This is a genomic window from Agrococcus sp. Marseille-Q4369, assembly GCF_018308945.1.
GTDB lineage: Bacteria > Actinomycetota > Actinomycetes > Actinomycetales > Microbacteriaceae > Agrococcus.
Window position 1 is genome coordinate 1349593 of the sequence record NZ_CP070501.1, and the last position, 19241, is coordinate 1368833.

Consider the following 19241-nt stretch of genomic DNA (forward strand, 5'->3'; position numbering starts at 1 on the left):
TCGCCCTCCGCGATGGGTGCACCACCACCCACCGGGTGCGGGAACGCCGCCACCCCGCAGGCACGAGGGAACCCGTTGCGACTCACCAGCCCGGCAGGATGCGTGAGCCCACCGGCAGGCCGGCGCCCGCGAGGATGCGGCGCAGTCGGGTCGGCTGGATGGCGTCGACCCACATCCAGCGGGCCATGTCGTGCGTCTCGCGGACGCCGTCCTCGCGGCGCTTCTCGCGCACGAGGGCGTCTACCCCGCTCCGCCCTGATCGCTCGGCGAGGATGCCGTACTTCTGCGCGCCGTCGAACTCTCCCGCGAGCGGCCGCCGGCCCGGGCGCGTCCACTCGAAGTCGAGCCAGCGGTCACCCGCCGCGACGGTGCGCACTTTCACCTGCAGCTCGGGCGGCGGGGCACCGATGCGGTGCATGGTCACGCGGCTCACGCTCTCGCCGGGCGACTCGGAGCGGCCGTCGGCGAAGCCGATGACCCAAGCCGCCCGGCGCCTGCCGCGCGCGCCCTGCCGCGACAGCGCCTCGAGCACCGCCTCGCGCTCAACCCGATCGGCCGCGAGCGCCGCGTCGAGCGCGCTCACGGCGACGTGCTGCGGCAGCCTCCGAGCGACGTCGGCGAGCAGGTACGGCAGCGCGAGGCGCGCGGGCGCCCCGGGCGGCTCGCTGACGTCGGCGTCGTCGAGCTCGATGTGCGCGTGGGCGACGCCGTTGCGGCGACCGCTCGTCGACATCCCGCCGATCGTCGCGACCACGTCCGGCGCGACGCCGAATGGCAGCCCCTCGAGCGCCAGGCCCGCCTGCAGCGCGAAGACCGGCTCGTCGCGTGCCGCATCCACCGCCAGCACCCGAGCGAGGAAGCGCTCGTCGGCATCGGCACCTTCCCAGGCAGCGGCGTCGACATACGCGTCGCGACGCAGGCGCACGAGCGAGGGGTCGCGATCCGGCCTCGAGAAGCCGTCCGACGCATCCGACCGACCGAGGATGTCCATGCCCACGGCCGACGATCATCCTCCGGCGGAGCCGCGCGCGTCGCCCGCCGACCGCCGCCTGTGGATGCTCCTGCGCGCCCGTCCGACGACGGGTGCGCTTCTGCTCTGCCGGTGCTGGCATTCCACCACCTCGGCGGCGGTGGCGCACCCGCTGCCGAGGGAGCGGCGGCGCCTCCCGCGAGCGAAGCGGTCAGCGGCGGTAGTTCGGCGCCTCGACGACCATCTGGATGTCGTGCGGGTGCGACTCCTTGAGCCCGGCCGCGGTGATCTGCACGAAGCGGCCCTTCTCCTTAAGCTCGTCGATCGTGCGCGCACCGGTGTAGAACATCGACTGCCGCAGCCCGCCGACGAGCTGGTAGGCGACCGAGCCGAGCGGGCCGCGGTAGGGCACCTGCCCCTCGATGCCCTCGGCGATGAGCTGCTCGTCGCTCGGCACGTCGGCCTGGAAGTAGCGGTCGCGCGAGTAGGAGGTCTTCTTGCCGCGCGTCTGCATCGCGCCGAGCGAACCCATCCCGCGGTACGTCTTGTACTGCTTGCCGTTGACGAGCACGAGATCGCCCGGGCTCTCGTTCGTGCCCGCGAGGAGCGAGCCGAGCATGACCGACGACCCGCCCGCGACGAGCGCCTTCGCGATGTCGCCCGAGTACTGCAGCCCGCCGTCGGCGATGATCGGGATGTCGGTGCCCGCATCGTGCGCGGCGCGCGCGGCGTCGTAGATGGCCGAGACCTGCGGCACGCCCACGCCCGAGACGACGCGCGTCGTGCAGATCGAGCCCGGCCCGACGCCGACCTTCACGGCATCGACGCCCGCGGCGATGAGCGCCGCCGCACCCTCGTACGTCGCGACGTTGCCGCCGATGATGTCGATGTCGTCGAAGCGGCTGTCGCCCTTGAGCTTCGCCACCATGTCGAGCACGCCCTGGCTCTCGCCGTTCGCGGTGTCGACGACGATGACGTCGACACCTGCCTCCGCGAGTGCCTCGGCGCGCCCGAAGGCGTCGCCGAAGAAGCCGATCGCGGCGCCGACGCGGAGCCGTCCCTGCCGGTCCTTCGTCGCGTTCGGGTACTGCTCGATCTTGTCGAAGTCCTTGACGGTGATGAGCCCGCCGAGGCGGCCCTCGTCGTCGACGAGCGGCAGCTTCTCGAGCTTCGTCTGCTGGAAGATCTGGAACGCGTCCTCGCGCGAGATGCCGATCGGCGCGGTCTTGAGCGGCGAGGGCGTCATGATGTCGCGCACGAGCGTCGTCGCGAACTCGTCGCGCGGCACGAAGCGCATGTCGCGGTTCGTCACGATGCCGACGAGCACGCCCGCCTCGTCGACCACCGGGAGCCCCGAGACCTTGAACTCGCCGCAGACGCGGTCGACCTCCTCGATCGTGGCGTCCGGATGCGTCGTCACGGGGTCCGTGATCATCCCCGACTCCGAGCGCTTCACGCGGTCGACCATCGCCGCCTGCTCGGCGATCGAGAGGTTGCGGTGGATGATGCCGAGCCCGCCCTGGCGCGCCATGGCGATCGCCATGCGGTCCTCGGTCACGGTGTCCATCGCGCTCGAGACGAGCGGGATGCCGAGCCGGATGCGGCGCGAGAGCCGCGTGCCGGTGTCGGCCTCGCTCGGGATCACATCCGTCCGGCCGGGCAGCAGCATGACGTCGTCGTAGGTGAGGCCGATCGGCCCGAACGGGTTGCGCATCTCCATCGCTCTCATCGTATCGATTCGGTTACGGTCCAGCGGCATCTCGGCGAAGTTGGCCCGAGGAGCGGCTCAAGTGGACGAGAAGCGGCGCGGCCGCCGCTACTGTGACACCACCGATGTAACGGGCATCCCGCGAGCCACATTCCTGCTGGACTCGTCGCCCCACAGCATGGAGGACATGTGAAGACGTCCAGCAGACCGCGACGGCGCGGGCTGCGGCGAGTGATCGCCGTGGCCTTGGCCGTCATGGGCATGGTGGCTGGTGGTGCGACCGCGGTCGCCGCCGCGCCGCTCGCCCAGACCGAGCAGGCATCCCCCTACAACTTCAACGGCATCATCCGTGACGGGCAGACGCCCGTCGAGGGCGTCGAGATCACCGTCACCGGCAACGGCGTGGACGAGACCGTCGCCACGGGCGCCGACGGACGCTGGCTCATCGGCGTCCCGTCGACCGGCACGTACACGGTGTCGATCGACACGTCGACGCTGCCGGAGGGTCTCACCCTGCGGGACCCCAGCTTCGAGAGCCGGGAGTTCGAGGTCGGCGGCTCGACCGCGGTCGGCGTGCTGTTCCCCTTCGGCCCCACCACTGGCGGAAGCCCCGGCACCGACCCGGGCGGCAGCCCCGGCGGCGGCGAGGCGCCCGCTCCCGGAGACGGCGAGACGCCCGGCGGCACCTCCGACACCGGTTCGAGCTCGAACGACTTCGGCTCGCAGCTGCTCGCGCGCGTCATCTCGGGCCTGAGCTTCGGCCTCCTGCTCGCGCTCGCCGCGATCGGCATCACGCTCATCTTCGGCACGACGGGCGTCAACAACTTCGCGCACGGCGAGCTGCTGACCTTCGGCGGCATCGTCTTCTACGTCACGACGACGCTCGTGAACTGGCCCGCGTGGATCGCGGTGATCGTGACGCTCGCCGCCTCGGCGGCGCTCGGCTGGGCGCACGACTGGGCCATCTTCAAGCCGCTCCGCCGGCGGCGCGTCGGCCTGGTGCAGGTGCTCATCGTGACGATCGGGCTCTCGATCGCGCTGCGCTACTTCTACCAGTTCCTGATCGGCGGCGGCACGTACGGCCTCTCCGTCGAGCGCGGCGACGTGCTCCAGATCGGCCCGGTGCTCATGCGCACGTCCGGCGTCGTGAGCTCGGTCATCGCGATCGTCGTGCTCGTGGCCGTCGGCCTCTTCCTCACGCGCACCCGCATCGGCAAGGCGACGCGAGCCGTGAGCGACAACGCGGGCCTCGCATCCGCCTCGGGCATCGACGTCGACAAGGTCATCCGCATCGTGTGGGTGCTCGCCGGCCTCCTCACCGGTGGTGCGGGCATCCTCTACACCTACTTCATCGGCGCGAACATCAAGTGGGACGTCGGCTTCACGATCCTGCTGCTGCTGTTCGCGGCGGTCACCCTCGGTGGCCTCGGCAGCGCATTCGGCGCGCTCGTCGGCGCCATCATCATCGGCCTCGTGACCGAGATCTCGACGCTCTTCATCGCACCCGATCTGCGGTACGCCATCGCGCTGCTCGTGCTCATCCTGGTGCTGCTCTTCCGACCGCAGGGCATCCTCGGTCGACGGGAAAGGATCGGCTGACATGGACTTCCTCTCCATCATCAACTCCGCCGCCAGCGAGATCCTCTCGCCCACCACCGCCGCCTTCGCCCTCGCGACGATCGGCCTCAACGTCCACTTCGGCTACTCCGGCCTGCTGAACTTCGGCCAGGCTGGCTTCATGGCGATCGGCGCGTACGCGTTCGCGATCTTCACGATGATGGTCGACCCGACGGCGACGCTCGGCTGGCCGGTGTGGCTGTCGTTCATCGCGGCCGTGCTCGTCGCGATCGTCGCTGCGGTGGTCTTCGCCCTCATCCTCGGCATCCCGACGCTGCGGCTGCGCGGCGACTACCTCGCGATCGTGACGATCGCGGCGGCCGAGATCATCCGCTTCTCGGTCCGCACGCAAGATCTCACCGCCATCACGGGCGGCTCGCAGGGTCTCCGCGGCGCGGACTACAAGGGCGACTTCGACGCGATGAACCCGCTCACCGGCACCACCTACGGGTTCGGACCGTGGACGGCCACCGCGTACGACACGTGGGTGCGCATCGTCGCGTGGTCGCTCGTGATCGTCGCGCTCGTGCTCGTCTGGCTCCTCATGCGGAGCCCCTGGGGCCGCGTCATCAAGGGCATCCGCGAGGACGAGGATGCGGTGCGCTCGCTCGGCAAGAACGTCTACGGCTACAAGATGCAGGCGCTCGTGCTCGGCGGCGTGCTCGGCGCCGTCGCCGGCGTGATGTTCGTGCTGCCTCGAGCCGTGCAGCCCGACAACTTCGCCACCACGATGACGTTCTACATCTGGACGGCGCTGCTGCTCGGCGGAGCGGCGACCGTGTTCGGGCCGCTGCTCGGCTCGATCCTCTTCTGGGTGCTGCTGTCGTTCACGGGCGGCGTCATCAACCTGCTCCACGGCATGGGGGTGTTCGGCGACATGTCGGGCTCGCAAGCAGGGCAGATCCGGTTCGTGCTCATCGGCATCGCACTGATGGTCCTGGTGATCTTCAGACCACAGGGCATCCTCGGCAACAAGAAGGAGCTGTCGTTCAATGTCTGACACGACCACGCCTCCCACCACGCACGCGCTCGTCGACGGAGAGGTCGGCCCGGGCTGCAAGAAGGTCGACCCGATCGTCGTCGCCGACGGGGTCGTGCGCCAGTTCGGCGGTCTCACGGCCGTCGACGTCGAGCACGTCGAGATCCCGCGCGGCATGATCACCGCCCTCATCGGCCCGAACGGCGCGGGGAAGACGACGTTCTTCAACCTGCTCACCGGCTTCGACCGACCCAACAAGGGCTCGTGGTCGTTCGAGGGCCAGTCGCTCGCGCACGTGCCGAGCCACAAGGTGGCCCGGCGCGGCATGGTGCGCACGTTCCAGCTCACGAAGTCCCTCGGGCGCCTCACCGTGCTGCAGAACATGCTGCTCGGCGCGCGCGACCAGCGCGGCGAGGGCATCTTCGCGGCGCTGCTCAAGCCGCTGTGGGCGAAGCAGGAGCAGGCGAACACCGAGCGCGCCGACGCGCTGCTCGCGCGCTTCAAGCTCGACGCGAAGCGCGAGGACTACGCGGCGTCGCTCTCGGGCGGGCAGCGCAAGCTGCTCGAGATGGCGCGCGCGCTCATGAGCGAGCCGAGCCTCGTGATGCTCGACGAGCCGATGGCAGGCGTCAACCCGGCGCTCACGCAATCGCTCCTCGACCACGTCAAGGGGCTCAAGGCCGAGGGCATGACCGTGCTCTTCGTCGAGCACGACATGCACATGGTGCGCCACATCTCCGACTGGGTGATCGTGATGGCCGAGGGCAAGGTCGTCGCCGAGGGCCCGCCCGAGACGATCATGCAGAACCAGGCCGTGGTCGACGCCTACCTCGGCGCGCACCACGACACCGACCTCGGCACCCTGACGAACCAGCAGGTGGCGCAGATCCACGAGGCGGCCGAGGATGAGGTGCCCATCGATCCAGACGCATCCGAGACGGACGCCGTGGGCAGCGGCGGCGCGACGCGGGTCGCGACCGCCGACGACGAGGAGGGCCAGCGATGACCGCGACCGGTGCGACGACCACCCCGGTGCTCGAGACGAAGCAGCTCGTCGCTGGGTACCTCCCAGGCGTCAACATCCTCAACGGCTGCTCGATCGTCGCCAACCAAGGCGACCTCATCGGCATCATCGGCCCGAACGGCGCCGGCAAGTCGACGCTGCTCAAGGCGGTCTTCGGGCAGGTGAACATCCGCGAGGGGTCGGTGCTGCTGAACGGCGACGACATCACCGGGCTCAAGGCCGACAAGCTCGTGAGCAAGGGCGTCGGCATGGTGCCGCAGAACAACAACGTGTTCCCGTCGCTCACGATCGAGGAGAACCTCGAGATGGGGCTCTTCCAGGAGCCGAAGATGTTCAAGGAGCGCTTCGAGTTCGTCGGCGCGCTCTTCCCTGAGCTCGTGAAGCGGCGCAAGCAGCGCGCGGGCAGCCTCTCGGGCGGTGAGCGCCAGATGGTCGCGATGGGCCGCGCGCTCATGATGGACCCCGCGGTGCTGCTGCTCGACGAGCCGAGCGCTGGCTTGAGCCCCGTGCGCCAGGACGAGACGTTCCTGCGGGTCGCCGAGATCAACAGCCACGGCGTGACGATCGTCATGGTCGAGCAGAACGCGCGGCGCTGCCTGCAGATCGCGCACCGCGCGTACGTGCTCGACCAGGGCAAGGACGCCTACACGGGCACCGGCCGTGAGATGCTCAACGACCCCAAGGTCATCCAGCTCTACCTCGGCACGCTCGCGACCGACGTCGAGGAGAAGGCGCGCACGTCGTCGCAGGCGACGGTCGAGCCGACGCCCGACGTCGCCACGACGACCGCTCCCCCGGTCGTGACCGAGGAGCCGAAGGCGCCGTAGGCGGATCGACGATGAAGGCCCCCGCCGCGGCGGGGGCCTTCGTCGTCGGAGCGAGTCGCCGGCGCGCTTCGACACGGGCTGCGCGCTGCGCGCGCGGCCCGGCTCAGCGAGCGGGAGAGGCGGCTCAGCGAGCGGGAGAAGCGCCTCAGCGAGCGGGCGCGGGCCGAGACGCCAAGAGGGCCCCGCCGGAGCGGGGCCCTCTTGTTGGGGTTCAGGTCACTCGTTGAGCGAGCCGAACTCCGCGGTCAGGAAGGTGTACTTGTTGTCGGCACCGTACTGGTAGATGCCGATGTACGCCTCGGTCGGGTCGCCGTTCTCGTCGAACTCGATCGGGCCCGAGGGGCCGTCGTAGTCGATGTCCTCGCCGTCGGCGATTAGCTGCAGGCACTCCGCGACGTCGGTGCACTTCGTGCCGCCCTCGGAGACCGACTGCATGTTGTCGCGGATGGTCTCGGCGTCGGCACTGCCCCCCTGCGCGGCCGCGAGGGCCGCGAGGATGACCGCGTCGTACGACTCGGGGCCGTACGAGAAGTCCTGCAGGTTGGGGTCCTGCTCGAGGAGGCGGTCGCGGAACGTCTCGTCGGCGGGGTTGCCGGGGAGCGTGCCCTTCGCACCGTCGAGCGTGCCCTCGGGGAAGTTGTAGTCGTTCGACAGGTTGCCGTCGACGAAGTACATGCCCGAGGCCGGGAAGCCCTGCGTCACGAGCTCCGGCACGATCTGCGCCGTCTCGGCGAAGGCGATGATGGCGATCGCGTCGGGCTGGCCCGCCATGATCTCCTGCACCTGCGTCGTGAAGTTCGTGTCGCCCGGGTTGTAGAGGACGCTGCCCGTCACAGTGCCGCCGGCGGCCTCGACGGCCATGGCCGCGTTCTCCTGCAGACCGGTGCCGTACGGGTCGTTGATCGTGATGAAGCCCACGCTCGCCGCGCCGTCGCCCGTCATGAGGTTGCCGAGCACGCGGCCCTGCAGCACGTCGGAGGGCGCGGTGCGCCAGTAGAACCCGTCGTCGGGGTAGTCGGAGAAGTCGGGCGAGGTGTTCGCCGGCGAGATCTGCACGACGCCCGCGTCGATCAGCTGGTCGATGAACGTGAACGAGACGCCGGACGATGCGGCGCCGACGACGATGTCCGCACCGGCGGAGATCAGCTCACCCGCCGACGCGGTCGCGATGTCGGTCGTGGTGTCGCCCGAGTCGCGGTGCTGCACGTCGACCGTGAACTCGAAGCCGGCGGCCTCGAGGTCGGCTGCGGCGAGGTCGACGCCGGCGAACTCGGGCGGGCCCAGGAAGGCGAGGTTGCCCGTCTGGGGCAGGATCGTGCCGACCACGAACTCCGTGTCGACCTCGCCGTTGCCCTCGGGTCCGGCCGAGCCCGACGGGGTGGCCGCTCCGCCGCCGCCGCCGGAACATGCGGCGAGCAGCAGCACGCCGGCGGTCGCGGCGCCGAGCGCCGCGAAGCGCCGGGGCTTGGGCCCCTTGGTGCGAAGGAAGGACTGCATAGTGCTCCTCAGTTGCGTAGGACGCGCACTAGCGCACGCGTTTGCACCACAGTAGGCGAGCATCGCGCCGATTTCGGCGCGTTCGCGTTACGTCCTGGTAACGGTCTTGGCGCAAGTGGCCGCGCTTGCGTCCGGGCACGGCCATTCCTCGGCCGCCCCTGAGCGGCGGTCAGGCTGCAGGCGGTAAGGGCCGTGGGCGACGGAAGCGCCCGACGACGAGGTCGACCGACACGAGCACGAGCGAGAGCCACACGAGCGAGAAGCCGATCCAGCGCTCGAGCGGCATCGGCTCGAGCATCACGAAGGCGCCGAAGAGGAAGGAGATGATCGGCGCGAGGTACTGCGTGAAGGCGAGCGCAGTGAGCGAGATGCGGCGCGCGGCGGCCGAGAAGGCCAGCAGCGGCAGCGCCGTCACGACTCCGAGGCCGACCGTGGCCCAGATGCCGGTCGTGCCCGCCGCGCCCACGGTCATCCCGTTGATGCTCACGACCACGGCGAGCATCAGCATCGAGGCGGGGAGCACGGCCGTGGTCTCGATCGTGAAGCCGGAGAGCGCATCCACCGATCCCCCGACGCGCTTCTTGATGAGGCCGTACACGCCGAAGGAGAGCGCGACGGTCAGGCCGAACCACGGCACCTCGCCGTAGCCGATCACCATGACGAGCACGCCCACCGCCCCGAGGCCGACGGCGACCCACTGCGTGGGCCGCAGCCGCTCGCCGAGGAAGAGCACGGCGAGCACGACCGAGACGAGCGGGTTGAGGAAGTAGCCGAGGCTCGTTTCGAGCACCCGGTCGGAGAGCACCGCGACGATGAACGCGGTCCAGTTGACGAGCACGGCGTGGCCGGCGAGCACGAGCGTCCAGGTGTCGCGCCGGTTGCGGAGGATCGCGCGCAGGCGCACCCACCCGCGGGTCATCGCGACGAGGGCGAAGCCGACCGCGACGGAGGCGAGCACGCGCCAGCCGATGAGCTCGAAGCCGTCGATGCCCTTCGTGAGCTGCAGGTAGACGGGGACCACGCCCCAGAAGGCGTAGGCGAAGACGGCGTACCAGACGCCGGTGGTGCGCTGCTCGGGCATCGTCCCCTTCGTCAGTGCTGGTGGCTCAGCGCTCGACGATCGCGAGCACGTCGCGAGCCGAGAGCACGAGGTACTCGTCGGCGCCGAACTTGACCTCGGTGCCGCCGTACTTCGAGTAGAGCACCTTGTCGCCGACGCTCACGTCGATCGGCACGCGGTTGCCGTTGTCGTCGATGCGGCCGGGGCCGACCGCCACGACCTCGCCCTCCTGGGGCTTCTCCTTGGCGGTGTCAGGGATGACGAGACCGCTTGCAGTGGTCGTCTCTGCCTCGACCTGCTTGATGACGATGCGGTCCTCGAGCGGCTTGATGGAAACCGACACGGTTGCCTCTTTCTTGTCAGACTCTGGGGCGCGCCCGGTCATGCCGGGCGCCGCTCCAAGACTAGGCGGAGAGTTGGCACTCGGTCAACATGAGTGCCAATCGCGGGAGGTTCGGGGGCGATCGGTGGTGTTGGATGAGAGCGATGGACGCCGATGCGCTGCGACTCCTGCTGTCGAAGGAGGGCCTCGCGCTGCTCGACCGCACGGGCGCGGGCCTCGACGGCGGCGAGGTCGTGCGCGAGGTCGCGCGGCTGCGTGCGGAGGGCCACGACCCGCTGCTCGTCGCGACGGTGCTGACGCAAGCGAGGCTGCGCCGTCGGGCGCGGGCGAAGTTCGGCGAGTTCGCCGACGGGATGCTCTTCACCGAAGCGGGGCTCGAGCAGGCGACGCGGCTGCGCGTCGCCGCTCACCACGCGGGCCGGATGCGCTCGGCCGGCATGGTCTCGGTCGCCGACCTCGGGTGCGGGATCGGCGCCGACGCGCTCGCGTTCGCGACCCTCGGGCTCGAGGTCACCGCGGTGGAGCGCGACGAGGTGACGGCCGCGATCGCCGCCTTCAACCTCGCGGCGTGGCAGGCGACCGTCGTGCACGGCGACGCCCTCGAGGCGCCCACGGACGCCCAGGCGCTCTGGTTCGACCCCGCGCGGCGCGACGGCGCGAGCCGGCTGCGCGACCCGGCCGACTGGTCGCCCTCGCTCGACCGGGTCTTCGAGCGCGCTGCCGCGCAGCCCGCGGGCGTCAAGCTCGCACCGGGCATCGACCGCGCGCTGCTGCCTCCCGACGCCGAGCACCAGTGGGTCACCGACGGCCTCGAGACCGTCGAGGCGGTCGTGTGGACCGGCGCCCTCGCCCGTCCCGCCGCGCCGCGCAGCGCCCTCGTGCTCGGCGACGGCGTGGCGGAGGAGCTCGTCGGTGCGCCGACGCATCCGGAGCCGGGCGCGCTCGGCGAGTGGCTCTTCGAGCCGGCGGGCTCCGTCATCCGCGCCGAGCTCATCGGCACGCTCGCCGAGCGGCTCGGCGCCCGGAGCGTCAGCGAGGGCATCGCCTACCTCACGGGCGACGCACTCGTCGAGACGCCGCTCGCGCAGGCGTTCCGCGTGCGCGAGACGCTCCCGCTCGACGAGCGGCGGATCGCGCAACGGCTGCGCGAGCTCGGCATCGGCGAGCTCGAGATCAAGAAGCGCGGCGCGGACGTCGACCCCGCGGCCCTCCGGAAGCGGCTGAAGCTCAAGGGCGACGAGCGGGCCACGCTCATCGCGACGCGCGTGGGCGGACGCCACCGCGCGATCCTCGCCGACCGCGCCTGACGCCGCGTCGGTCAGCCGACGAGGAGCTCCGGCAGCCGCGGCAGCCACTCGACCGCGGTGACGATCGCCAGGATGAGGGCGAGCACCGTGCCGACCGAGCCGGTCGCGACCGCGACGTACGGCCACGGGCTGTCTTCCGGGCGCCGCCGGAGGGCGGAGAGCGCGCAGACGGTGCCTCCGGCGGCGATCGGGAGCCCGGCCCCGCTCATGAACGCGAGCGCGAGGCCGAGGCCCGACAGGATGAGCGCGACCCAGGTGAGGTCGCTCAGCCGGCGCGCGCCGCGCGCCGGCCGGGGCAGCGCCGGCTGGGTCAACCGCCCATGATCGAGTAGTACTCGATCCACTGCGCGAGGCGGATGGCGTTGACGACGCCGACGATGATCGAGATCACGACCGCGACCGCGCCGACGATCCCCGCGACGAGCGGCCACGGGCGACCCTCGGGGTTCTTGCGGATGGCGACGAAGCCGAGGATCGCGCCGACGAGCGCGGGCAGGAAGCCGAGCCCGAAGACGAACGAGAGCAGCAGACCGAGGCCCGAGAGCACGAGCGCCCACACGGTGATGCCCTTGAGCTTCTTCTCGCCGGGCGCGGCGGCGTACCCGGTCGGCGCGTAGCCGCTTGCGGCGTCGCCGTAGGCGGGAGCCTGGCCGTAGGCGGTCGAGTCGCCGCCGTAGGCGGGCTGCTGACCATACGCCGGCTGCTGGCCGTACGCGGGCTGCTGCCCGTAGGCCGGCGCGCTGCCGTAGGCCTGCTGCTGGCCGTACGCGGCCTGCTCGCCGTAGGCGGGCTGCTGCTCGCCGCCGGCGGGCGGCTGCTGGCCGTAGGCCGGCTGCGCCTGCTGGCCGTAGCCGGGCTGCTGCTCGCCGTAGGGCTGCTGCCCGTATCCCGACGCGGGAGCCGACTGGCCGTACGCAGCCTCGCCCTGCGGTGCCTGCTGGTCGAAGGCTGGCTGCGAGAACGCCTGCCCCTGGTCGCCGAACGACGGCTGCTGCCCGTACGCGGGCGGTTGGCCGGAGCCCGAATCCTGCTGTCCGTACGCGGGGGCGTCGGGCTGCGGGTCGTAGGCCGGCTGCTGCCCGAAGTCCGCGGCGGGCTGCTCGCCGGTCTGGGGCTCGGCGCCCTCCTGGTCGGGCCGACGGAATCGGTCGTCGGCCTGCGAGAACTGGTCGGTCACGGGGCTCCTCCTTGGCACGCGCGCGGATGCGCGTGATCACGGTATCGCCTAGAGGCCCGGCTGCACCTGTTCGGCGAGCTGCACGATCATCGCGATCCCGGTGATCGTCGCCGAGAGCATGGCCACGATCGTGACGGCGCCGAGGATGATGGCCCAGATCGCGAGCAGCCGGCCGTCCTCACCGGTGCGCTTGATGCCCCCGAGCGCGATCGCGCCCATGACCATCGCCGCGATCGAGCCGATGATCGGCAGCACCGTCGCGCCGCACGCGGCCGCGATGATCGCGAGCACCGCGAGGGTGCTCGTCGTCGGTCCCGGATGCGTCGGCGCGCTCCACCCCGTCGGCTGCGGTCCCGGAGCGGGCTGGGCGGGCTGCGGGGCACCCCACCCCTGCTGCTGCCACGTGGCCTGGCTCATGCTGCGCCTCCTCCGTCTCGGCTCCGATCCTGCCAGTCGCGCCTGTGCGGCGCATCGGCGACCTGCCGCGGGCTCAGACCTGCACCGTGCTCGCGTCGAGCGTCGACTCGGCCGCGAAGCCCGCGGGGCTCGGGGCGTCGCCGCGCGCGACGAGCATCGCGCCGACGGCGGCGATCATCGCGCCGTTGTCGGTGCACAGCTCGAGCGGCGGGATGCGCAGCTCGACGCCGTGCGCGGCAGCCCGCTCCGCAGCGACCTCCCGCAAGCGGCGGTTCGCGACGACGCCGCCGCCGAGCAGCAGGCGCGGGATGCCGACCTCGGCGCAGGCGTCGAGCGCCTTCGTCACGAGCACGTCGACGACCGCCTCGCGGAAGCTCGCCGCGACGTCGGCGGTCGGCAGCGCCTCCCCCGCCGCCTGGGCGCGCTCGACGTGCCGCGCGACGGCCGTCTTGAGCCCCGAGAACGAGAAGTCGAAGCGGTGCCGCTGCCGGTCCTTCGTGGCCGTGAGTCCGCGCGGGAAGCGGATCGCCTCCGGGTCGCCGCCGACGGCGGCCGCATCGATCGACGGCCCGCCGGGGTAGCCGAGGCCGAGCAGGCGCGCGGTCTTGTCGAAGGCCTCCCCCGCGGCGTCGTCGATCGTCTCGCCGAGCAGCTCGACGTCGCCCGCGAGGTCGCGCACGAGCAGCAGCGACGTGTGCCCGCCCGAGACGAGCAGCGCGACGGTCGGCAGCTCGAGCGGCTCGCCCGAGAGCACGTCGGCCGCGACGTGGCCGACCAGGTGGTTGACGCCGTAGAGCGGCAGCTCCCGCGCGATCGCGAGGCCCTTCGCGGCACCGATCCCGACCATGAGGGCGCCCGCGAGTCCCGGCCCGGCCGTCACGGCGATCGCGTCGATGTCGTCGAGAGTCATGGATGCGTCGTCGAGCGCCGCGAGGATCGTCGGCTGCATCTGCTCGAGGTGCGCGCGCGCCGCGATCTCGGGCACGACGCCGCCGAAGCGCGCGTGCAGCTCCATCGACGACGCGATGCGGTTCGCGAGCAGCTCCGTGCCGCGCACGATCCCGACGCCCGTCTCGTCGCAGCTCGACTCGATGCCGAGCACGACCGGTGCGCGCTCGCTCATCGCGCCTCCCGCTTCATCACCACGGCATCCACGTCCTCCGGCTGGTAGTAGCGCGGCCGCACCCCGATCTCGCGGAAGCCGACCGACTCGTAGAGGCCGCGCGCGACGGGGTTGTCGGCGCGCACCTCGAGGAAGAGCTCCTGCACGCCGCGGCGCTGCGCCTCGGCGAGCAGCTCGGCAAGCAGGGCACGCCCGATGCCGCGCCCGCGCGCGTCGTCCGCGACGGCGATCGTCTGCACGTCGCCCTCGACGCCCACGGCGCGGAGGCCCGCGTAGCCGACGAGCCGCCCCTCGGCGTCGACCGCCGCGAGGTAGCGCCCCCACTCGCTCGCGATCTCGTGCCGCATCGTCTCGGCCTCCCACGCGCTTGGGCCGAAGGACGCGCGCTCGAGGGCCATGATCGCGTCGAGGTCGTCGGCGTCGGCGGTGCGGATGCGCACGGCCGCGGCGCGCGCGTCGGCGGTCACTGCGACACCCGCTTCGGGCCTGCCGACGGCACGGCGTCGGCCTCGCGGAGGTAGAGCGCCTCGGTGACCTCGGCCGCGCCGCGTGCGGCGGCGCGCGCGAGCAGTCCCGCGTCGATCGCCTCGGCGTCCACGCGCGGGAGCGCCGCGTGCTCTCCCGCGAGCGCGGGGACGGCGTCGGCGGGCGCGAGGTGCGGACCGTCGACGACGGCGCCGCCCGCGACGACGCTCCACGCGCGCTCGCGACGGCGCACGTCGGTCGTGACCTGCGCGTCGCCCGTCGTCGCGCCGAGGTGGCTCGCGACCCCGAGGCAGCGCACGCCGAGCCCCATGGCCGTCGCGCGGGCGGCGGCGATGCCGACCCGCAGCCCCGTGAACGCGCCGGGCCCCATACCCGCGACGACGAGCTGGATCGCGCCCCTCCGCCCCTCGAGCGCGCGCTCGAGCATGGGCCCGAGCCGCTCCGCGTGCCCGCGCCGGTCGTCGGAGCGCTCCTGGAAGACGAGCTCGTCGCCGTCGAGCACCGCGACCGCGGTGCCGAGCGAGGTGTCGATCGCGAGGATCATCGCGCCGCTCCCTCGAGCGCGAGCGCGCGCAGCCGCGCGGCGTCCCACGCCGGGCCGTGACCGCTCAGCCGCACGCGCCGCGGCGCATCCGCCTCGTCGTCCATGTCGTCCTCCCCTGGGCCGGCCTCCGGCCGCTCGATCTCGACCCGCAGCCACGAGTCGAGCGCGTGCTCGAGGGGCGCGCCCCACTCCGCGACCGTGATCGCGCCGTCGAGGTCGAGGTCGAGGTCGTCGAGCTGGGCCTCGCTGCCCGTGTCGGCGCCGAGCCGGTAGGCGTCGACGTGCTGGAGGTCGGGCCCGGCGGCGGTGCGGTGCGTGCGGGCGATGACGAAGGTGGGGCTCTGCACCGTGCCGCGCGCGCCGAGCGCTCGGCCGATGCCGCGCGTGAGCGTCGTCTTGCCCGCCCCGAGCGGCCCGATGAGCAGCACCGCGTCGCCCGCCACGAGGCTCCGCCCGATGCGCTCGCCGAGCAGCTCCATCGCGTCGGCGTCGGGCACGTCGCCCGCGAGCTCGACCGCGACGCGCGGGCCGAGCATGCCGGTGAGCTCGGGCGCGGATGCGTGCTCGAGCGAGACCGCGTCGCCGACGGCCGCGAGGCGGTCGCCGATGTCGAGCACCACCTGGTCCATCGCGACGCGCCCGCGGATGGGCTCCGCGCCACCGCGGAGCTGCACGGGCCGGCCGGTCGCGGCGCGCGTGACGCCGTCGGCGTAGCCCAGCCCGACGAGCGCGAGCGTCGTCGACCGCTCGGTCACGTGCTCGCCGCCGTACGAGACGCCGAGGCCGGCCTCGACGCGCTTGACGCCGACGAGCTCCCCGAGGAGCCGCCGCGGCGTCCCGTCGAGCCCGAGCTCGAGCGCTCGCCGCGGCGCGAGCGCGGGATCCGCGGCCGTGCCGTGCGCGCCGAGGGCGAGCGAACCCATCCGCGTCACGACCTCGTACGAGATGGTGCCGGCCGCGACCGCCCACGCATCGGCGCTCGGCTCGCCCGCCGCGGGGTCGCCGAAGAGCACGCCCTCGCCCGAGAGCGGCGGTTCGATGCGGAGCGCGCCGGCGGTGACCTCCGCGACGCGCGCGGCCTGGTCGCCCACCTGCACCGGGGCGCCGATCGCGGGCAGCAGGCCCGCATCGAGGCCACCTTCCGCGACGCCGCCCTGGAACGTCGCGGTCACGCGCATCGCGGGACGGAGGCCGAGCGCCGCCGCAGCCGCGCCGCCACCATCGCCGGGGCCAGCCGGATCGACGCCGTAGGCGGCCATGCCGAGGCGCACCATGTCGAAGCGCGCCTCGGGCAGGGCGAGCGCGGCCGCCGAGGCCGCGAGGTGCCGCACCTCGAGCGCGAGCGGCTCGGCGGCAGCGGCCGCAGCCGCGAAGTCAGCGACCTGCGCGAGGTCGGCGTCGCGGCTCGAGCCCGCGAGGTGCGACATGAGGCCGCGCACGCGCGCGCCGCCCCGGGCGAGCTCGATCGCCCGCGCGAGGGCGGCGGCGCGATCGCCGCGCGCGATGCCGTTGCGGCCGAGCCCCGTGTCGACCTTGAGGTGGATGGTCGCGCCGGCGTCGGCGGCCGCCTCGAGCTGCGCGATCGACGAGACCGCGACCTCGATGCCGCGCCGCGCGGCGATGCGGAAGTCGGTGCGCGGCCCGTGCAGCCACGCGAGCAGCGGCGCGTCGAGCCCTGCGTCGCGCAGCGCGACGGCCTCGGCGAGGTCGACGACCCCGAGCATCGCGGCGCCGCCGTCGAGCATCGCGCGCGCCGAGGCGAGCGCGCCGTGCCCGTAGCCCTCTGCCTTCACGACCCCGAGCACCGGCACGCCGACGCGAGCGCGGAGCGCGCGCACGTTCGCCGCGATCGCCGCGGCATCCACCTCGACGCGCATCAGTCCTCCGCGATGACGGTCGCGGTCGCGACGCCGCCGTCGTGGCTCATCGAGAGGTGCAGCCGCCGGGCGCCGATCGCCGCGGCCCGCGCCGCAGCGGTGCCCCGCACCTCGAGCTCGGGATCGCCCTCGGACGACGGCACGACCACGAGGTCGACCCACCGCATCCCTGCGTGCGCGCCGAGCGCCTTGATCGCCGCCTCCTTCGCGGCGAAGCGCGCCGCGAGCGAGTGGAGCCCGCGCTCCTGCCCGTCGCTGCGGACGAGCTCCTCGGGCGCGAAGAGCCGCGGCTTGAGCGCGGGCGTGCGCGTGACGGCGCGCTCGAAGCGGGCGACGTCGACGACGTCGACGCCGAGCCCCACGATCACGAGCCGACCCCGCTCATCCGCGCCCGTTCAGCTCCCGAGCGTCACTCGACGGTGACGGACTTCGCGAGGTTGCGCGGCTGGTCGACGTCGAGGCCCTTCGCGGTCGCGAGCTCGAGCGCGAAGATGTGCAGCGGCACGACCTGCAGCACCGGCTCGAGCATCGGGAGCGTGAGCGGCACGCGCAGCACGACGTCGGCGTACGGCAGCACCGCGGCGTCGCCGGCCTCGGCGACCGCGATCACCCGGGCACCGCGCGCGCGGATCTCCTGGATGTTCGAGACGATCTTCGAGTGCAGCAGCGGCTCGTTGCGCGGGCTCGGCACCACGACGAAGACGACCTGGCCGGGCTCGATGAGCGCGATCGGGCCGTGCTTGAGCTCGCCGCCGGCGAAGCCCTCCGCGTGGATGTAGCTGATCTCCTTGAGCTTGAGCGCGCCCTCGAGCGCGACGGGGTAGCCCACGTGGCGGCCGAGGAAGAGCACCGAGCGGCTGTCGGCCATCCAGTGCGCGAGCTCGTGCACCGCCTCCTGCTCGGCGAGCACCTGGCGCAGCTCGGCGGGCAGCTCGCGCATCTCGGCGACGACCTCGGCGATCGCCTCGTCGGCCATCGTGCCGCGCACGCGCGCGAGGTGCAGGCCGAACAGCAGCTGGCCGATGACCTGCGCGAGGAAGGCCTTCGTCGACGCGACCGCGACCTCGGGGCCGGCGTGCGTGTAGAGCACCGCCTCCGACTCGCGCGGGATCGTCGCGCCCTGCGTGTTGCAGATCGACAGCGTGCGCGCGCCCTGCGCCTTCGCGTGCTGCACGGCCATCTTCGTGTCCATCGTCTCGCCCGACTGCGAGATCGAGATGACGAGCGTGCGCTCGTCGAGCACCGGGTCGCGGTAGCGGAACTCGTGCGCGAGGTCGACCTCGACCGGCACCCGCGCCCACGTCTCGATCGCGTACTTGCCCACGAGGCCCGAGTAGTTCGCGGTGCCGCACGCGACGATCACGATGCGGTCGATCGAGCGCAGCACCTCGTCGTCGAGCGCGCCGAGGTCGAGCTCGACGCGCGAGTCGGCGAGGCGGCCGCGCATGGTGTTCTCGACGGCCTCGGGGCCCTCCGAGATCTCCTTCGCCATGAACGAGTTCCACCCGCCCTTGTCGGCGGCCGAGGCGTCCCAGCTCACCTCGAAGCGCTTGGGCTCGACGGCGTTGCCGTCGAAGTCGGTGACGGATGCGCTGTCCTTGGTGATCGCGACGATCTGGTCGTTGTCGAGCGCGGCCGCGTTGGGCGTGAACTTCACGAACGCGCTCACGTCGCTGCCGAGGAAGTGCTCCCCGTCGCCGTAGCCGACGAGCAGCGGCGAGTTGTGCGAGGCGCCGACGACGACGCCGGGCTGCTCGGCGTGCATCGCGAGCAGCGTGAACTGGCCGTGCAGTCGCCCCACGACCTGACGCATCGCCGTCGTCAGGTCGCCGGTCTCGCGGTAGGCGCGGCCGAGCAGCTTCGCGGCGGCCTCGGTGTCGGTCTCGCTCGCGAAGGCCTCGCCCGCTGCCTCGAGTTCTGCGCGGAGCTCGGCGAAGTTCTCGATGATGCCGTTGTGGATGAGCGAGAGCCGACCGTCGTCACCGACGTGCGGGTGCGCGTTCTCGTCGGTCGGGCCGCCGTGCGTCGCCCACCTCGTGTGCCCGATGCCGGTGGCCGACGCGGGCAGCGGCGCGTCCTCGAGGCTCTCGCGCAGCACCGCGAGCTTGCCGCCCTTCTTGCGCAGCGCGATGCGTCCGCCGTCGATGACGGACACCCCGGCGCTGTCGTAGCCGCGGTACTCGAGCCGCGACAGCCCCTCGAGCAGCACATCGACCGTGCCGCGCTCACCGGTGTATCCGACGATTCCACACATGCCCTCGATCCTACCGGCGGTAGAGTCACGC

19 protein-coding genes are annotated in these 19241 nt (G+C 72.5%); 5 read left to right on the forward strand and 14 right to left on the reverse strand.

The features are described 5' to 3' along the window. Positions 1 to 82 precede the first annotated feature (82 nt). Together JSQ78_RS06745 and guaB are read right to left on the reverse strand one after the other, a co-directional pair. Positions 83 to 997 (reverse strand): hypothetical protein, encoded by a 915-nt coding sequence (locus JSQ78_RS06745; protein ID WP_211450397.1) that lies wholly within the window; start codon positions 995 to 997, stop codon positions 83 to 85. 184 nt (positions 998 to 1181) lie between these two features. After that, positions 1182 to 2690: an IMP dehydrogenase gene (gene guaB, locus JSQ78_RS06750; protein WP_211450398.1), complete on the reverse strand. Its 1509-nt coding sequence runs from the start codon at positions 2688 to 2690 to the stop codon at positions 1182 to 1184. A 228-nt stretch (positions 2691 to 2918) separates the two neighbouring features. Between guaB and JSQ78_RS06755 the strand changes: the two genes are divergently transcribed. From JSQ78_RS06755 to JSQ78_RS06770, 4 genes are read left to right on the forward strand one after another with little or no spacing between them, the layout of a single operon-like run. Further along, entirely contained in the window at positions 2919 to 4277 is a 1359-nt protein-coding gene (locus tag JSQ78_RS06755; protein WP_211450399.1) for a branched-chain amino acid ABC transporter permease, read from the forward strand. Between the two features lies 1 nt (position 4278). Further along, complete coding sequence (locus JSQ78_RS06760; RefSeq protein ID WP_211450400.1) at positions 4279 to 5295, forward strand: branched-chain amino acid ABC transporter permease; 1017 nt, start codon at positions 4279 to 4281, stop codon at positions 5293 to 5295. Beyond that, positions 5288 to 6280, forward strand: coding sequence for an ABC transporter ATP-binding protein (locus JSQ78_RS06765; RefSeq protein WP_211450401.1), 993 nt, complete (start codon positions 5288 to 5290; stop codon positions 6278 to 6280). The genes JSQ78_RS06760 and JSQ78_RS06765 overlap by 8 nt, the downstream gene beginning before the upstream one ends. Beyond that, positions 6277 to 7125: an ABC transporter ATP-binding protein gene (locus JSQ78_RS06770; RefSeq protein ID WP_211450402.1), complete on the forward strand. Its 849-nt coding sequence runs from the start codon at positions 6277 to 6279 to the stop codon at positions 7123 to 7125. Before JSQ78_RS06765 ends, JSQ78_RS06770 begins: the two co-directional genes overlap by 4 nt. A gap of 216 nt (positions 7126 to 7341) precedes the next feature. On the opposite strand, the gene JSQ78_RS06775 is transcribed toward JSQ78_RS06770, so the two are convergent. The 3 genes from JSQ78_RS06775 to groES all read right to left on the reverse strand — a co-directional run bounded on the left by JSQ78_RS06775 (position 7342) and on the right by groES (position 10025). Continuing rightward, positions 7342 to 8622 (reverse strand): ABC transporter substrate-binding protein, encoded by a 1281-nt coding sequence (locus tag JSQ78_RS06775; RefSeq protein WP_211450403.1) that lies wholly within the window; start codon positions 8620 to 8622, stop codon positions 7342 to 7344. A 169-nt stretch (positions 8623 to 8791) separates the two neighbouring features. After that, the gene (gene rarD / locus JSQ78_RS06780) at positions 8792 to 9703 is read right to left on the reverse strand and encodes an EamA family transporter RarD (RefSeq protein ID WP_211450404.1); all 912 of its coding nucleotides are present in this window, start codon (positions 9701 to 9703) and stop codon (positions 8792 to 8794) included. 25 nt (positions 9704 to 9728) lie between these two features. Next, a complete protein-coding gene (gene groES / locus JSQ78_RS06785; RefSeq protein WP_211450405.1) occupies positions 9729 to 10025 on the reverse strand; it encodes a co-chaperone GroES in 297 nt (98 codons plus the stop codon). A gap of 143 nt (positions 10026 to 10168) precedes the next feature. On the opposite strand from groES, the gene JSQ78_RS06790 reads away from it, so the two are divergent. Continuing rightward, complete coding sequence (locus tag JSQ78_RS06790; protein WP_211450406.1) at positions 10169 to 11332, forward strand: class I SAM-dependent methyltransferase; 1164 nt, start codon at positions 10169 to 10171, stop codon at positions 11330 to 11332. Between the two features lie 11 nt (positions 11333 to 11343). Here JSQ78_RS06790 and JSQ78_RS06795 read toward each other — a convergent pair whose 3' ends face one another. The 9 genes from JSQ78_RS06795 to glmS form a co-directional block, all read right to left on the reverse strand. Then, positions 11344 to 11646 (reverse strand): hypothetical protein, encoded by a 303-nt coding sequence (locus JSQ78_RS06795; protein ID WP_211450407.1) that lies wholly within the window; start codon positions 11644 to 11646, stop codon positions 11344 to 11346. Continuing rightward, a complete protein-coding gene (locus JSQ78_RS06800) occupies positions 11643 to 12509 on the reverse strand; it encodes a hypothetical protein (RefSeq protein WP_211450408.1) in 867 nt (288 codons plus the stop codon). The genes JSQ78_RS06795 and JSQ78_RS06800 overlap by 4 nt, the downstream gene beginning before the upstream one ends. A 48-nt stretch (positions 12510 to 12557) precedes the next feature. Next, the gene (locus JSQ78_RS06805) at positions 12558 to 12926 is read right to left on the reverse strand and encodes a DUF4190 domain-containing protein (protein ID WP_211450409.1); all 369 of its coding nucleotides are present in this window, start codon (positions 12924 to 12926) and stop codon (positions 12558 to 12560) included. A gap of 73 nt (positions 12927 to 12999) precedes the next feature. Beyond that, complete coding sequence (tsaD, locus tag JSQ78_RS06810; protein ID WP_211450410.1) at positions 13000 to 14049, reverse strand: tRNA (adenosine(37)-N6)-threonylcarbamoyltransferase complex transferase subunit TsaD; 1050 nt, start codon at positions 14047 to 14049, stop codon at positions 13000 to 13002. Further along, the gene (gene rimI, locus JSQ78_RS06815; protein ID WP_349305139.1) at positions 14046 to 14516 is read right to left on the reverse strand and encodes a ribosomal protein S18-alanine N-acetyltransferase; all 471 of its coding nucleotides are present in this window, start codon (positions 14514 to 14516) and stop codon (positions 14046 to 14048) included. Before rimI ends, tsaD begins: the two co-directional genes overlap by 4 nt. Continuing rightward, positions 14513 to 15079 carry a tRNA (adenosine(37)-N6)-threonylcarbamoyltransferase complex dimerization subunit type 1 TsaB gene (gene tsaB, locus JSQ78_RS06820; protein WP_211450411.1) on the reverse strand — a complete coding sequence of 189 codons (567 nt, stop codon included), beginning with the start codon at positions 15077 to 15079 and terminating at the stop codon, positions 14513 to 14515. The genes rimI and tsaB overlap by 4 nt, the downstream gene beginning before the upstream one ends. Then, positions 15076 to 16956: a tRNA (adenosine(37)-N6)-threonylcarbamoyltransferase complex ATPase subunit type 1 TsaE gene (gene tsaE / locus JSQ78_RS06825; RefSeq protein WP_211450412.1), complete on the reverse strand. Its 1881-nt coding sequence runs from the start codon at positions 16954 to 16956 to the stop codon at positions 15076 to 15078. The genes tsaB and tsaE overlap by 4 nt, the downstream gene beginning before the upstream one ends. Continuing rightward, a complete protein-coding gene (locus JSQ78_RS06830) occupies positions 16956 to 17324 on the reverse strand; it encodes a holo-ACP synthase (RefSeq protein ID WP_211450413.1) in 369 nt (122 codons plus the stop codon). Before JSQ78_RS06830 ends, tsaE begins: the two co-directional genes overlap by 1 nt. A gap of 41 nt (positions 17325 to 17365) precedes the next feature. Continuing rightward, positions 17366 to 19210, reverse strand: a complete 1845-nt coding sequence (gene glmS / locus JSQ78_RS06835; RefSeq protein WP_211450414.1) for a glutamine--fructose-6-phosphate transaminase (isomerizing) — start codon at positions 19208 to 19210, stop codon at positions 17366 to 17368. Between the last annotated feature and the right edge of the window lie 31 nt (positions 19211 to 19241).